Origin of the sequence: Arthrobacter sp. H-02-3 (assembly GCF_003097355.1) — a bacterium.
Classification (GTDB): Bacteria; Actinomycetota; Actinomycetes; order Actinomycetales; family Micrococcaceae; genus Arthrobacter; species Arthrobacter humicola.
The window spans coordinates 144361-159253 of sequence record NZ_PYUI01000004.1 but is presented as its reverse complement, the minus strand read 5'-3'; the positions used below and the strand labels follow the sequence as shown (position 1 = coordinate 159253).

General features: G+C 69.7%; 10 protein-coding genes. 3 read left to right on the top strand and 7 right to left on the bottom strand.

Translation table 11 applies throughout. The features are described from left to right. The first annotated feature begins 83 nt into the window (after window positions 1-83). Window positions 84-1835, top strand: a complete 1752-nt coding sequence (locus C9424_RS06255) for a dolichyl-phosphate-mannose--protein mannosyltransferase (RefSeq protein WP_116766030.1) — start codon at window positions 84-86, stop codon at window positions 1833-1835. A gap of 60 nt (window positions 1836-1895) precedes the next feature. Next, entirely contained in the window at window positions 1896-3725 is a 1830-nt protein-coding gene (locus tag C9424_RS06250) for an AMP-dependent synthetase/ligase (protein ID WP_116766029.1), read from the top strand. A gap of 77 nt (window positions 3726-3802) precedes the next feature. On the opposite strand, the gene C9424_RS06245 is transcribed toward C9424_RS06250, so the two are convergent. The 5 genes from C9424_RS06245 to C9424_RS06225 all read right to left on the bottom strand — a co-directional run bounded on the left by C9424_RS06245 (window position 3803) and on the right by C9424_RS06225 (window position 8882). Further along, window positions 3803-5023, bottom strand: a complete 1221-nt coding sequence (locus C9424_RS06245) for a TIGR01906 family membrane protein (RefSeq protein WP_116766028.1) — start codon at window positions 5021-5023, stop codon at window positions 3803-3805. 112 nt (window positions 5024-5135) lie between these two features. After that, window positions 5136-6362 (bottom strand): L,D-transpeptidase, encoded by a 1227-nt coding sequence (locus C9424_RS06240; RefSeq protein WP_116766027.1) that lies wholly within the window; start codon window positions 6360-6362, stop codon window positions 5136-5138. A 157-nt stretch (window positions 6363-6519) separates the two neighbouring features. Then, on the bottom strand, window positions 6520-8007 hold the full coding sequence (gene ahcY, locus C9424_RS06235; protein ID WP_116766026.1) for an adenosylhomocysteinase: 1488 nt from the start codon (window positions 8005-8007) through the stop codon (window positions 6520-6522). A gap of 158 nt (window positions 8008-8165) precedes the next feature. Beyond that, window positions 8166-8408: a Trm112 family protein gene (locus tag C9424_RS06230; protein ID WP_116766025.1), complete on the bottom strand. Its 243-nt coding sequence runs from the start codon at window positions 8406-8408 to the stop codon at window positions 8166-8168. Window positions 8409-8492: 84 nt separating this feature from the next. Next, window positions 8493-8882 (bottom strand): DUF3499 domain-containing protein, encoded by a 390-nt coding sequence (locus tag C9424_RS06225; protein ID WP_091250737.1) that lies wholly within the window; start codon window positions 8880-8882, stop codon window positions 8493-8495. Between the two features lie 187 nt (window positions 8883-9069). Here C9424_RS06225 and C9424_RS06220 point away from each other — a divergent pair, with 187 nt between their 5' ends. Further along, a complete protein-coding gene (locus C9424_RS06220) occupies window positions 9070-9621 on the top strand; it encodes a metallopeptidase family protein (protein ID WP_116766024.1) in 552 nt (183 codons plus the stop codon). Window positions 9622-9694: 73 nt separating this feature from the next. On the opposite strand, the gene C9424_RS06215 is transcribed toward C9424_RS06220, so the two are convergent. Further along, a complete protein-coding gene (locus C9424_RS06215; RefSeq protein WP_237563321.1) occupies window positions 9695-11449 on the bottom strand; it encodes a DUF5719 family protein in 1755 nt (584 codons plus the stop codon). Continuing rightward, a complete protein-coding gene (locus C9424_RS06210) occupies window positions 11442-14882 on the bottom strand; it encodes a glycosyltransferase (protein ID WP_116766023.1) in 3441 nt (1146 codons plus the stop codon). Before C9424_RS06210 ends, C9424_RS06215 begins: the two co-directional genes overlap by 8 nt. Between the last annotated feature and the right edge of the window lie 11 nt (window positions 14883-14893).

Below are 14893 nucleotides of genomic sequence, written 5' to 3'. Positions count from 1 at the left end.
GGGGAAGTACTCGGTTCGTGGTCCACATGACCAGCCTACTGCCGCCGCGGCACGGCCCGACGAGCACAGCCGCGAAAGGTAGCATGGGCAACGTGACCCAGACCCCCACGCTCCCGCCCGAGGCCGGCGCCGCCGCATCGCCGTCAACAGGGCCAAACAACGGCAGCGCCGGCAGCCAGGCCCGCGGCCGCGTCCGCACCGGCCGCAATCTTGAGGGGCACCGCTGGATCGGCCGCCCCGCCGAGGCTTTCACCACGGAGGCCCTCAAGGAACGCCTGATCGGCAGCATCCAAAGCTGGCGGGACTACCCGGCGTCGCTGCGGCTCTGGTACTGGCTCATTCCCGCCCTCACGGCGGCGCTGGGCGGCATCCTGCGGTTCGTCCGGCTGGACACACCCCGCAACCTGGTCTTTGACGAAACCTACTACGTCAAAGACGCGTATTCGTTGCTGGTCAGCGGCTACGAGCGCAGCTGGCCCGACCGGGCGAACGACTCCTTCATTGCAGGCAACCCCGGCGTGCTCCTGAACTCCCCGGAGTATGTGGTGCACCCGCCGGTCGGCAAGTGGATGATTGCCGCGGGCATGTGGCTGTTCGGTGCGGACAACCCCTTCGGCTGGCGGTTCGGTGCGGCCCTGACGGGGACCCTCTCCATCTTCCTGCTGGCTTTGATCGCGCAGAAACTCTTCCGATCCCTGACGCTGGGCGCGGTTGCCGGCGTCCTGCTTGCCGTGGACGGCCACCACCTCGTGATGTCCCGGACCTCGCTGCTGGACATCTTCCTCATGTTCTGGCTCCTTGCCGCGTTCGGTGCCCTGCTGATGGACCGCGACGACGGCCGGCGGCGTCTGGCGGCCCGGCTCGGCCGGCAGGCCGCAGCCTCTCCCACGGGACGCCCCTCGGCGCTGCAGCTCACGTCCGGACCCTGGCTCGGCATCCGCTGGTGGCGCCTCGCGGCCGGCGTCTGCCTGGGCCTGGCCGTGGGGACGAAATGGTCCGGGCTGTTCTTCCTGGCCGGTTTCGGCCTGCTGACCGTGTTCTGGGACCTCAGCGCGCGGCGCATCGCCGGCGTGCATGCCTGGATCAGCGGCGGCATCCTCAAAGACGGCGTCCCGGCCTTCCTGACCATCGTCCCGGTGGCTGCGGTGGTCTATGGCTTCACATGGACGGGCTGGTTCCTGTCCAAGGACGCGTACTTCCGGCACTGGGCCGAGGCCAACCCCTCGGCCGAGTGGGGCTGGCTGCCGAACGCCGTACGGTCCCTGGCGCACTACCACCTGGAGGCGTACAAGTTCCATCAGGGCCTGAGCTCCGACCACCCCTACGAGGCCAGTGCCTGGACCTGGCTGGTCATGGGCCGGCCGACGTCCTTCTTCTACGAATCCCCCGCCAAGGGCACCCCCGGCTGCGACCTCAGCAACTGCACCTCCGCCATCCTCTCGGTAGGCAACCCGCTGATCTGGTGGGGCGCGGCCGTCTCTCTGGTCATCCTGCTGTTCTGGTGGGCGGGGCGCCGCGACTGGCGCGCCGGCGCGGTCCTGGCCGGGGTGGCGGCCGGCTACCTCCCCTGGTTCATGTACCCGGAGCGCACCACCTTCTTCTTCTACGCCGTGTCCTTCGAACCGTTCCTGGTGCTGGCGCTGGTCTATTGCCTGGGCCTGGTCCTTGGCCAGCGCAGCGACCCCCTCTGGCGGCGGCGATCCGGGTTCTGCCTCGTTGCGCTGTTTGTGGTGGCCGCCGTACTGGTGTCCGCGTTCTTCTACCCGGTCTGGACCGGCGAGGTTATCCCGTACCAGGAATGGCGCCTGCGGATGTGGATGCCTTCCTGGATCTAAGGCAGGATTGCAGGGGAAAGTCCGCCGAACTCCGGGCGGACCAGGAATGGAGACTCGGCTGTGAGAGAAGCAAGCACCGGACTGCTCGTGGAGCTGGACCCGGAGAGCAACGTGACCGACCTGCTCCTGGAGCAGCACGCGAACGACCCCGTGCACGCCCTCTACTCCCGCAAGGGTCCCGGCGGCTGGACCGACGTCCCGGTCCAGCACTTCCTGGACCAGGTCACCGCCCTGGCCAAGGGCCTGATTGCCGGCGGACTCACCCCGGGCGACACTGTGGCGGTCATGTCAGCGACCCGGTATGAGTGGACAGTGGTGGATTTTGCCATCTGGTTTGCCGGCGGCGTCACGGTTCCGGTCTACGAGACCTCCTCCGCCAGCCAGGTCGAGTGGATCCTCCACGACTCGGGGGCACGGCGCGTGTTCGTTGAAGACCAGGCCAAGGCGGCCCTGGTCCAGGGCGTTCTGGACGCGTCCACAGTCCTCGGCGACCGGCTTGTCGCCGTCGTCCGGATGGAGAACGACGGCGCCGCACCGAACCTGGCGAGTCTCGCCGCAGCCGGCACCGGGGTGACCGACGCCGAACTCGAGCGACACCGGAGCGCCGCGTCCCTCGCCGACGTTGCGTCGCTGGTCTACACCTCGGGCACCACGGGCAGGCCCAAGGGCTGCGAGATCACGCACGCCAACTTCGCCCTTGTCGCCAAGAACATCGTCCTCTTCCTTCCCGAGATCCTCATGCAACCGCGTTCCCGGACCTTGATGTTCCTGCCCCTCGCGCACGTCCTGGCCCGTGCGGTCCAGGTGATCTGCCTGAGCGCCGGCGCCACCGTCGGCCACACCGCAAGCGCCAAGGAACTCCTGGAGGACCTGGCCAGTTTCAAACCCACGTTCTTGCTGGTGGTCCCCCGGATCTTCGAAAAGGTCTACGCCGGCGCCGCGCAAAAGGCCGCCGCGGCCGGCAAGGGGCGGGTGTTCACAGCCGCAGCGGCGGCCGCGGTCGACTACTCCAGGGCGCTGGACGCCGCCTCCCGGGGCGACGGGAAGGGCCCCGGACGGATCCTGAGGGTCCGGCACGGACTCTTTGAGCGGCTGTTCTACCCCAGGCTCCGGGAGGCCTTCGGCGGCCAGCTGCGGTACACGGTCTCCGGGGCCAGTCCGCTGAGCTCCAGTGACGCCCATTTCTTCCGCGGCGCCGGCATCCCCGTCCTGGAAGGCTACGGCCTGACCGAAACCACGGCGCCGTGCACGGCCAACACGCCGGCACGGACCAAGGTGGGGACGGTCGGTATCCCGGTGCCGGGAACCACTATCCGGGTGGCCGACGACGGCGAGATCCTGGTCAAGGGCATCGGGGTCTTCAAGGGCTACCACGCCAACGAGGCCGCCAACGCGGAAGCCTTCGTGGACGGCTTTTTCCGCACCGGGGACCTCGGCTCCCTCGATGAGGACGGCTTCCTGACCATCACCGGGCGCAAGAAGGACCTGCTGGTGACGGCCGGCGGCAAGAACGTGGCCCCCGGCCCACTCGAGGAGAAGATCCGCGAGCACCAGCTGGTAGGCCAGGCCGTCGTGATCGGTGACGGCAGGCCGTTCGTGTCAGCCCTGATCAACCTGGACCCGGAAGGGCTCCACAACTGGTGCACCGCCCGGAAGGTGCCCGTCATGACTCCGGCCGAGGCCGCTGCGGACGGGATGGTGCGGGCCTCGATCCAGGGCGCCATCGATGAGGCGAACCTGCTGGTCTCCAAGGCTGAATCCATCCGCAGCTTCGTCATCCTGGACGCCGACTTCACGGTCGAATCAGGGCACCTGACACCCTCGCTCAAACTCAAGCGGGCCGCCGTCGTGCGGGACTACGAGGAGCACATCAACCGCATCTACGGCTGAGCCCCCATACACGCGCCGCCCCTAACCAGCCGGGACAGCGAAACGGCCGGCACAAAGGTGCCGGCCGTTTCTGCTGCTCAGACGGTGTGGCGGGTGCGCTCCGTCTCCGATGCCCCGCCGCCCGAACTGTCGCCGTCGCTGCCGGCCGGGGCGTCCGCCGGACTGCCGGCGGGGCTGTCTGCCGTGCTGCCTGAGGCCGCGACGCCGGTGTCTTTGGACCCGGCGGCTGCTTTCCGGCCAAGGCCGCGGCGCCGGCGTGTGGGCCAGGTCAGGATCAGGGTCACCAGGGAAGCGAGCAGGACCAGGCCGCCGATCACCATCCCGGCGTCCATCCAGAACTGACCCGGGAACAACCGGATCAGGGTGTCCTGGAGCGTAAAGGTCCACGTCCCGTTGGCGAAGAAAATACGGTGAAAGTCGGTGAAGAACTGCTCCCAGCCGAGCACGGCGAGGGTTCCGAGGCCGATGATGATCGCGAGCGAAATGATCGAGCCGGCGAACAGGCCGCGGCGGACTCCCCCGTTGTGGCGCCGCTTCAGGTAAATCACGGCGACCAGGCTCAGCAGGATCAACAGGGTGCCTGCACTGAACGTCGACAGGATGACGGTCTTGACGTCGGCCATGTGGCTGACTTCGCCGTCCTTGAACAGACGGTCGCCGCTTTGGCCCACCAGATCGCCGAGATAGCGCGGGCCCGACCAGTTGCTGAGGTAGTCCACGGCGTAGGAGCCGTAGGTCATGCGGTCATCGGTGCTGAAGCCGTAGCCGTCCCCGGGGAAGCCCGGGCGGTTGTATTCCACCCAGAGGAACAAGGGGCTGGTGACGGCGCGGACGGCCAGCACCAGCAGGATAACCGGGTAGAACACGGCGAGCATCACCTGCATCACCCGCGGGAGGACAGGCTTGGCCTTGGCCGCCTGTTCGCGTTCGGCATTGCGGCGCTCAACCTCCTCCTGCGGAGGACGGATCTGCAGGGCCGAGGTCTGCAGCAGCTCATCGGACGCGGCGCCCGGGCGGACGACGGCGGCCTCGGCCGCCTTGCGGTCGGCGCGGCTCTCCGGCTGGCTTGTTGTGGACGGCGCTGCCGCCCCGGCGGCCGCTCCCCCGCCGACGTCGTCCTTCTTCGCGGCGGACGTGCCCGCGGCCGCAGCCGTGGCGGCGGGCGTGGTTGCAGTGCCTCCGGCGGGCTTGGTGGCAGCGGCCGGTTTCATCCAGTCAAAAGCCGGCTCGTCGGTGTCATCCGTCGGATCCAGGTTCGGATCCGGCCGGTCGGGAGGGGTAGGACTTGTGTCAGTCACGTGGAGCTTCGCTTCCGTAGGCTTCCGCGCCGCCCGGCCTGCGCCCGGCTGCGCAACTTATCTGGCTCCGAGCCTACCGTCAGGGGATGAGGCTCGGCGAGATGCCACCCCGTCAGTTGGCGTATTGGGCCCACGGGATGTTCCAGTCCCCGAAGCCGTCGTCGAAGTTGGCAAAGTCGCCCTCGGTGTTGACCACCTGGACGACGTCGCCCGTGGTCATGTTGTCGAAGACCCACTGCGCGCCGTCCGGGCCCAGGCCGATGCAGCCGTGGGAGAGGTTCGTCTTGCCGATGAAGGGCAATGCGGAGTCCGTGGCCTGGTGGATGAACTCCCCGCTGGGCGTCAGGCGCGTGGCGTAGTTGACGTCCAGCTGGCCGTAGTAGGCCGGGTCCCCCGGTTTGAGTCCGATGGTGGAGGCGTCCATGTGCTCCACCCGGTGCTTTTCCATCAGGACGAGGTAGCCGCGGGCCGAGGGGAAACGTGTGTCGCCCATGGTCGCCGGCCACTGCCCTGCCGGCTTGTCGTTGATGCTGACCGAGAACGTGTGGGCCTTGGCGTCGGCGACCGCCACCTTCTTGTCCCCGATGTGGACGGTGACCGTCTTGTTGAAGTTGCCGACCTGCCCGTTGCCCAGTTCGACGCCGAAGAGCTTCATGTCCATCGTGATGGTGCTGTTGGCGGTCCAGAAGGCCTCCGGCCGGTACCTGACGGTGTTGTTGTTGTACCAGTGGAAAGCGCCCACCTGGCCGGAGGTGGAGGTGATCTTGATGGCTTTTTCGACGGCGTCCCGGTTGAGGACCGGCTCGCTGAAGGTGATCTGCAGGGGCTGGGCCACGCCCACCTTCATCCCGTCCAGCGGGTAGATGGCGGCGTCGGCCTCGTTGGCCGTGGAGACGGTCGTGAACGAGCGGGTGTTGTGGGTGGTGCGTCCGGCGCCGTCCAGCACGGAGTACGTGTAGTTGTACCGGGTGTTGAACTTCAGGTTGCCGGCGGAGGTCCAGGCGGTACCGTCCGCGCTCTGGGTCCCGTCAATGGTCTCGCCGTCGTCGCTCGTGAGGGCCACCCGGTCAATCCGGCCGTTCGTCACCTTCAGGGACACCGGCGCCGCGGGGTTGACCTGCTTGGCGCCGTCATCGGGAGCGACGGCGAGTTCCGCGGGAGCCACTACCGGATCTGCAAGGCCCGGCGTCGTCCGTGCCGGCGATCCGGCCTCGGAGTAAATCCCCGACTGGGCCAGCCCTGGGGCGGCTGCGGCGAAGGCCCCGCCGCCGGCTGCCAGGGCGCAGACCACCCCCACCAGGGCGATTTTTCGGCCGGTACTCCAGGTTTTCAGGGCCATCACAGGACCCGGGCGTTTCCACACGTCATCCTGCCAGCATAAGGGAGTTACCTTGGAACCCTTGTCCGGTTACACCACGATCCGGTTACAAAAGGGCCCCCAAAACGGTCACAACGAAGGGCCCCGGACCGTTGTCCGGGACCCTTCGGAGGGGTTCCTAGTAGCGGTAGTGCTCGGGCTTGTACGGCCCGGCGACCTCGACGTCCAGGTACTCGGCCTGTTCCTTGGACAGTTCGGTCAGCTCCACGTCGAGGGCGCCCAGGTGCAGGCGGGCGACCTTCTCGTCCAGGATCTTTGGCAGGACGTAGACCTGCTTCTCGTATTCGCGCTCGCCCTCGGGCTGGCCTGCCTTCGTGAACAGTTCGATCTGGGCGATCGTCTGGTTGGCGAAGGAGTTGCTCATCACGAACGACGGGTGTCCGGTGGCGTTGCCGAGGTTCAGCAGGCGGCCCTCGGAGAGGACGATGATGGAGCGACTGCTCTTTCCCGTTTCGGGATCGGCGGGGAAGACCCACTCGTGCACCTGCGGCTTGATCTCGACCTTCTTGATGCCCGGGATCCGGGCCAGCCCGGCCATGTCGATCTCGTTGTCGAAGTGGCCGATGTTGCCCACGATCGCCTTGTCGCGCATGCCCGCCATGTGCTCGGCCATGATGACATCTTTGTTGCCCGTAGTGGTGATGAAGATGTGGCCCTCGCTGAGGACGGATTCGAGCTTCGCCACCTGGTAACCGTCCATGGCTGCCTGGAGCGCGCAGATCGGATCGATTTCGGTCACGATCACGCGTGAGCCCTGGCCGCGGAAGGCCTCAGCGGCGCCCTTGCCGACGTCGCCGTACCCGCAGACGACGGCGACCTTGCCGCCCATCAGGACGTCGGTGGCGCGGTTGATGCCGTCAGGCAGGGAGTGGCGGATGCCGTACTTGTTGTCGAACTTGCTCTTGGTGACGGAGTCGTTGACGTTGATCGCCGGGAAGAGCAGCTTGCCCTGCTCGGCGAGCTGGTACAGGCGGTGCACACCGGTGGTCGTCTCCTCGGTGACGCCGAGCAGGAGCGAGCCGATGCGGGTCCACTTCTGCGGGTCGGTTGCGAGGGAGGCGCGCAGCACGTCCAGGAAGACCCGGCCTTCCTCGGACTCGTCCTCGGCGGCGGCGGGCACGGCACCGGCGGCCTCGAATTCGACGCCCTTGTGCACGAGCATGGTGGCGTCGCCGCCGTCGTCCAGGATCATGTTCGGGCCCAGCTCCGGATTGGCGTCGGCGCCCGGCCAGGTGAGGATCTGCTGGGCCGTCCACCAGTATTCCTCCAGCGTCTCGCCCTTCCAGGCGAAGACGGGGACGCCCTGCGGGTCCTCCACAGTGCCCTGGCCGACCACGACGGCGGCCGCGGCCTCGTCCTGGGTGGAGAAGATGTTGCAGGAAGCCCAGCGGACTTCCGCGCCGAGGGCGGTGAGGGTCTCGATCAGCACCGCGGTCTGGACCGTCATGTGCAGCGATCCGGCGATCCTGGCGCCCTTGAGCGGCTGGCTGGCGCCGAATTCCTCGCGCAGGGACATAAGTCCGGGCATCTCGTGCTCGGCGAGGCGGATCTGGTGGCGGCCCGCCTCGGCCAGGGAAATGTCCGCAATCTTGTAATCGAAAGTCATGTGAATCCTTTGTTGTGGCCGGTGACGTTGCGTATCTGAAGCTGGGTAATTCCGGGCAGTTCTGGCCCTAAGCAGTCATTCGCGGCCGGAGGCGTCCCCGATGGGTGTCCGGCAGGTCTTTAGTCCTCTGCTGGTGCGGGCCGTTTCGTGCGGATTGGCTATTCGGCGGCGTGGCGCGGGGCCGCGCCGTGCTGGCCTGCGTCGTGCTGATCAGCGGGCGCCGCCGCGGCGGCGGGCAGGAGTTCCGGAGGCAGCAGCAGCGGGATACCGTCCTCAATCCGGTACCGCAGCTTGTCCCCGGGCCCGCCGACCGTGACGAGCTCGTCGCCTTCCTGCTCCAAGGCGGACCCGGCGACCGGGCATCGCAGGACAGACAAGAGTTCGGGACTGAGCTTGGGCATAGTGGACGCTCCCTGAAGGGCGCCGCGGAAGGCGCCGGTGGCTTACGGCTTTTTGCAGTTTCCACCCTACCGCCAGTTGGGGCGTTAGGAAGGTTCTCGCAGGACGCGCAGATGCCCGCGCCGGGTGCCTTCGGCAGGGGCCGGGGCTTCCAGGGCCGGATGCAGGGTGCGCTGCCCCTTTGCCGGTTCCGCCGCGGCCGGACGGGAGGCGGCCTCGCGGACGGCGTTGGCGAGGGCCAGGAGGTCGTCCGGTCCGGGGCCGGCCGGCGTCGCCGGCATCGCCAGGCGCATGACTTCCCAGCCGCGCGGGACCGTTAGCGAGTCCGCGTGCTGTTCGCACAGGTCGTAGCAGTGCGGTTCGGCGTAGGTGGCAAGCGGGCCCAGGACTGCCGTGGAGTCGGCGTAGACGTACGTCAAAGTGGCCACCGCAGAATTGCGGCAGGCAGACCTCGAACAAAGACGAATAGCACCCACGACATCACAGACTACTCCCCCTGACGCCGGGGGCCGCGCATTGAACCACCCTTCGGAGTGCCGCAAGTGTGCCGCAGCAATGCCGCGGGAGTGCCGTAGGGCTGTCCCGGGAGTGCTTTGGGCGGCGGTGGCGGCTCGCCGATGGGCCCATATCGCGTAAATCATTCCGCGGGTTTAGAGTCAAGATATGCAGTCATCGCACCACGATTCGGGTTTCACGGTCCGGTTGGCTGACCCCGACGCCGGAGACACAGGCGCCGGTTCCGCCCCCGCTGGCGCACCCGCGACCGGGTCGCCTCCCGCTGTCCGGGGAAAGAGCTTCCGGCAGCGCCGCAGAAACCGGCACGGCCGGGGGCTTCGCGGTGAGCTCATGCTCCCGACGTTGCCCGGCTACCGGACCCGCTCCGACCGCTTCGACGATTTCGTCCTGGACTCGGCCCAGCGGCTACACGACATCTGGGGCAAACCCCTCGACGGCGTCCGCTTTGCCGTCGACGAGATCCCTCCGGGCTTGGAACAGCTCGTGGCGGACCGCACCCCGGCTCCGATGGGCGCCTTCACGGCCGCGACGGCCGAGGAGGGACCGGTCATCACGCTGTACCGCCGGGTGGTGGAGCAGGCGTGCGGAACCCGGGATGAACTCCAGGACCTGGTGCACGACGTCGTCGTGGAATACACGGCCGAGATGCTCGGCGTGCCTCCCGAGTCCCTCGACCCGGTCTACCGCCGCCGGTACTAGCCGCGCCCCGGGACCGGACGCCGCCGATCCGCCCGGCACCGTGCACCCGCTCGGTCTTGGTACCCGAGCGGTCCTAGTACCCGAGCGTGACGGGGACTTGCCGCTGTCCTGCCGCTTCCGGGGCCACGGCTACCGTGGAAATGTCCTGCCGGCCGTCGCGGCCCAGGAGCAGTGCCCCGTAAGCCGGGTCCCCGGCCGCGGACACAACATAGCCCACCAGCGGCGAACCGCCGACGTCCGAGGGGATCTTGATGGACACGGTCGTTCCGCCGGCAATCTCGGCGGTGGCTGCGGTCCGGATCTTGCCGTCCGCGGTGACGGGAGTATAGGAGACACTCGCGTTGCCGTCGGGCGCGCCGAACACGAGCTGCCGGTCGCCCACGCGGGGAACCGGCACGATGTGCTGGCTGCCCAGCCGGGCCGACGCGGCGGAGAACGCGATGTCCGCGGCGTCCTCCGGCTGCAGCCCCCGCGTGAGCCGGGTTGCGGCCGCGAAGGAGATATCCGAGGTGGCCGCCAAGGTGTACGTCCCGGCCGGGACCCCGGCCAGGGAGACTTCCGTGACCGCGCCCGCCTTCGCCGTGACCACTCCGCCGCCGGGCAGGGCCTTCTGGCCGTCGCGCCCGTACAACTTGATCTCGACCACGGCGTCTGCCGCCCCGGGGACCGTGATCTCCAGGGCCGGCCCGGCGTCGGCGAAACCGGGCTTCGCCGTGAGCGCGGCCAGGCCTGCCGGATCCTGAATGTCGAGGCCGGAGACCACCTGGCGGTCGGACGGCCCGGCGCCCGGGGTGATGAAGTCGACGCCGCCGGGCGTGAGGCCGCGGAGCACGCTTTGCTGGATGACGGCAGCCACCGGGCCGCCGGCGCTGCGGACCCGCACGCCGAGGCGTTCCTGTCCCGGCGCGAGGCCGGCCAGGACTATGGACCGGGTGCTGCCGGGCGCTACCAGCAGCCCGCGGCTTCCGGGGGCTTGGATCTGGCCCTCGGTGCCGAAGAGGTCCAGGCTCACCGTGGCCGGCGTGCTGGAGGCATTGGTGAGGTTCAGGACCGCCGAGCGGCCCAGGGCCGTGTTGGCACCGACGAGCCAGAGATCGTTGCCCGGTTGCTGGCAGGCGGCGGCCGCGGAGCCCTGCAGGTCTCCGTCTTCGGCAGCGTAGCTCAGGACCGCGCCGGCAGCCGCCTGGCGGTTGTCCTGCGCATCGGCGCTGAGGACGCTGACGTTGTCCACCTCACGCTGGGCCACGACGCCGGCGAGCAGCACGGGAGTGCGGGATGCGGGCGCGGAGGCTCCGGGCGCGGTGCCCTTGGCGATCTCCACGAGGGGGGTCCCCGTGAGCCGGGCGAGCCGGCTGCCGGGAATGACGCCCGCGCTCGAGCCAAGTACGGCGGCGCTGACGGTGGTCTTCGCGGTGGCGGATTCCGGGCTGAACTGGGGGTCGGTGCCCACGGGGGTTCCCTCAAGCAGCCGGGCAGGGCCGGGGCAGACCCCGACGCTGCTGCCGGCCGGCACGGAGGCAACCGGGGCCGCAAGTTGCCGGCTGGCGGGGCTTTGCGGTGTCAGCGATGCCGCCGATACCAGGCCTGCGCCCGCGGCCACGAGGGCGACGGCGGAGAGGATACCGCCAATCACCCCGCCGCGCGGCCCGCCTTTTTTCCGCAGCCTCGCCCCGGCGACAGCCGGACCAGCAGTGGCCGGACCAGAAGTGGCCGGGTAGGCAGCGGCCGGACCAGCCGCAGACGTGCCGGCGGCCGGGCCTTCGGCCGTGGAAGGTTCGGCGGCGATGGTGTCGGTGGCCGGGCCGGTCGGGGTGTCGCCCTTAGACATGCTGATGTTCCTTACGCAGGGAGGCTTCGTCCCTGGACAGGCCGGTGTTGGACCGGCGGGCAGGCATGGGCACGGCCAGGAGAATGGTCAGGCCGATGACAACGGCCTGCACGACTCCGGCCAGGACAGCCCAGGGCGCTTCGTAGCGGATGCTCAGCTGACCGCCCTGGGCGGGCAGCGTAAACGCCTGGGCCCATCCCGACGTCGTCGAGGTCAGGCGGCGGCCGTCGAGCCACGCGCTCCAGCCCGGATCGGCGCGGTCGGCGAGGACCACCAGGCGGCCCTCCGGGCCGGCCGGTACGGTGCCGGTTGCCGAAACTTCCTCCGAAGGGAGCAGTCCGACCACCGCCCCGGTGCCGTCCACCACGCGGACCCGGTGCGCGACGTCGGAGTCCTTGACCCCGGGTCCGCCCAGCGGGGTGACCCGCCAGAGCCAGCCCGCGCCGGTCTGGCCGACGGCGACCAGACCGGGAACGGCGTCCATACGGCTGGCCGTCAGTTCAGAGGCAGAATCCGCGACACGGAGCACCACAAAGCCGACGCCGAGTCCTTCGAGGTCCGCCCGCGGGTCCACGCCCTCGCCGGCCACGATGGTGGCCACGACGTTCCGGAGCGACCCGGCCACGGCGTCGTCGTCGCGGACTGTTTCCTTGCCCGGCTCCCCCATGATGTTGCGGGCCGCCGCGATGGTGGACAGTCCGTCCAGGGTGGTGCCGGCACCGCGCATGAGGGACGCATCGAAGCTTCCGTCCTCGTTGCTGGCAATGATCAGCGTCTTGGCCTGCTCCGGCCCCTCGCCGCGGTCCACCGCCGTGGCGGGAAGGGTGCGGGCCGGGGCCGGCTGGATGAGCCTGGGAGTGCCGAGGCCGGCGGCAGCCGGGGTGGCTGCCGGTGCAGGCGACAATGTCGTGGACTGCAGCAGGTTCTGCGCGGTCCACACGGCCAACCCCGCAAGCGGCGAAGCCAGCAGCAGGGTCATCGCGGCCACCGCGGTGCCGCGAAGCAGAATCCTCCGGGCCAGTCCGGTACCGGCCGCGCGGTCCGCGGCGTCCAGAAGTCCTTCTGCCGCGATGAGAGCCGCCCCAAGCAGCGCGAAGGCCGCAGCCGAAACGGCGGGACCGGGGAACGGCGTGACCAGGACGTCGGCACTGGCACCGGAGGCCACATGCCCGGCGAGCCAGCCGCCGCCCAGCATCAGGAGCGCCGCCGCCCACAAGCCGCGGGCAGTCCAGGTGCGTCCCGCCAGGACAACCCTGCGCGGCATGAACAAGGCGGCGAGAGCCAGGAGCAGCACCGGCAGCCCAAGCAGCACGGCTAAAAGCAGGGCCCAGGGAGCGCCGGCGAGACCGGCAGAGCCCGTGGCGGACCCGCCGAAAGCGCTCAGTCCGGTGAGCCCGGCGCCTGCGTCGAAACTCAGCGGCTGGCCCAGGGCCTGCTGCCAGAGCGGAGCGGCGTCAAACCCGAGCGGCATGCCGGGATCGGCCAGGAGCGCCCGCGGCCGGTCCAGGACAGAGAAGGCGAACGGCAGGAACAGTGCAAGGCTGGGCAGCAGCGCCCACCACACCGTGCGGCCGCGGCGGCCCAGGAGCATGCCGCACAAGGCAATGATGACCACCGATGGCACCAGCAGGGACGGCGCCGCGGCTGTGACCACCGCCAGGGCGAGGCCTGCGGCGGCCGCGGCCGTCCATGAGGGGGTTCCGTTGACGCCGGGGCGGGCGGCTGGCGCGGGCGTGAGCCGCCGCTGGCCCGGCGCCGGGACGGCGTGGACGCCGTGGCCTGCCGCCGTGCCGGTTGCCCGGAGCAGCGCCAGGACGAGGACCGGGATCATGACGTGCGCCAGCAAGGCACCCAGCCGGCCTTGGTTGAGGGCCACTTGGAGTGCCGGCGCCCCGGCCCAGACCAGGGCGGCCGCCAGGCGCAGCCGGCGGCGCCGGGTGAGGGCGCCGGCAGCGAACCAGGCGCCAAGCGCGGACAGCGGCATGGCAAGGATCAACAGCCAGCCAACGGCACCGTTGGCGTCCCCGGCGCCGAGCACACCCAGCACCCACAGGAGGTAGCCGAAGGGATCGCCGTGGCCCGGCAGGCCCGCACCGAGGCTGATCCACCAGGTGGAGGCGTGGTTCCAGATCTCAGAGAGGTGCACGGAGACGGGGATCAGCGCGCCGCCGGAAACTGCCGGAGCCCGGAACAGGCTGAGCAGCCCGGCCAGGGAGACCGCGGTCGTAATGAGGACGGCGAGCAGGGCGCCGTTGCCCACCCAGCCGCGCTCAGGGGTGGCGATCGCGGCGAAGTCGTCGGCGTCGCCGGTGGGCTGGTCGGCCAGCGGGTCGGGGCCGGTGAGACCGTCGCCGAGGTCATCCGCGCCCAGCGCTTCGATGAGCGAGCGCCGGTGCGCCCAGACTTCACGGCGCGGCGTCTGCAGCCCTTTCATGACGGAGCGCCGGATCCTGCGGGTGCGCGCTGCGGTGCGCCGCCCGCGGATGACCGCGGCAGGGCGCCCCAGACCGGCAAAGGTGGCAAGAAGTTGGGAGAACCCGTACCCCGGGTCCTTGACGGCGATGCTCAGGACGAGTTTGAAGAGGCTGCCCAGGAGGGCGCCGGCGGCGTGCAGCGGGACTTTCCAGCCGGCAGCGTGCTTGAGCCGCAAATAGACCTGCGCCTTGCGTGCGGCGGTCGCGTTGCCCAGGGCATGGGGACGGTGCGCCACATGGAACATCCTCGCGCTGGGGACCACCACGACGCGATGTCCGGCGAGGCGGTTGCGCCAGCAGAAGTCGACGTCGTCGCCGCTGCCGGGAAGCGCCGGATCAAAGCCGCGGAGTTCCTCCCAGATGTCGCGGCGGACCAGCATGCCCGCGGAATTCACCGCAAACGTGTCGCTGCGGCCGTCGTACTGGCCCTGGTCGAGTTCGTCGGCGTCGATCAGCGTCAGGCGCTCGGCCCAGCGGCTCGTGGAGAGTCCGACGTCGATCAGCCGCCGCTCGGCGTGCCAGTCCAGTTGCTTGCAGCCTGCCACCGTGACCGACGGCGCGCGCTCGACGGCATGGAGGAGTTCGGCGAGGGCCTCGGGCGCCGGTGCGGCGTCGTCATGCAGCAGCCAGATCCAGTCGGCGCACGGCGCACGGCCGGCGTCGCCGTCGGTGGTTCCGCCGGCCGTACTGCCTGTCCCGGCGGCCCCTGCCACGCCGGCCGCGCCGGTCGAAGGCCACGGCGCGAGGGCCTTGAGCCCGGCCATGACGGCCCCGCCCATGCCGGATTTGGGGCGGTCGAACACGGTGACGTTGGCTTTGCCCAGAGCCTGCTCGAGAAGGGTTGCGGAGTGGTCGCGGGAACCGGTGTCGACACCAATGACGGCGTCGGCGGGCCGTGTTTGGGCCGCCAGCGCCGCCAGGGTCCTGGGGAGAAAATCACCGCCGTCGTGGGAGACCACGACGGCGGTGA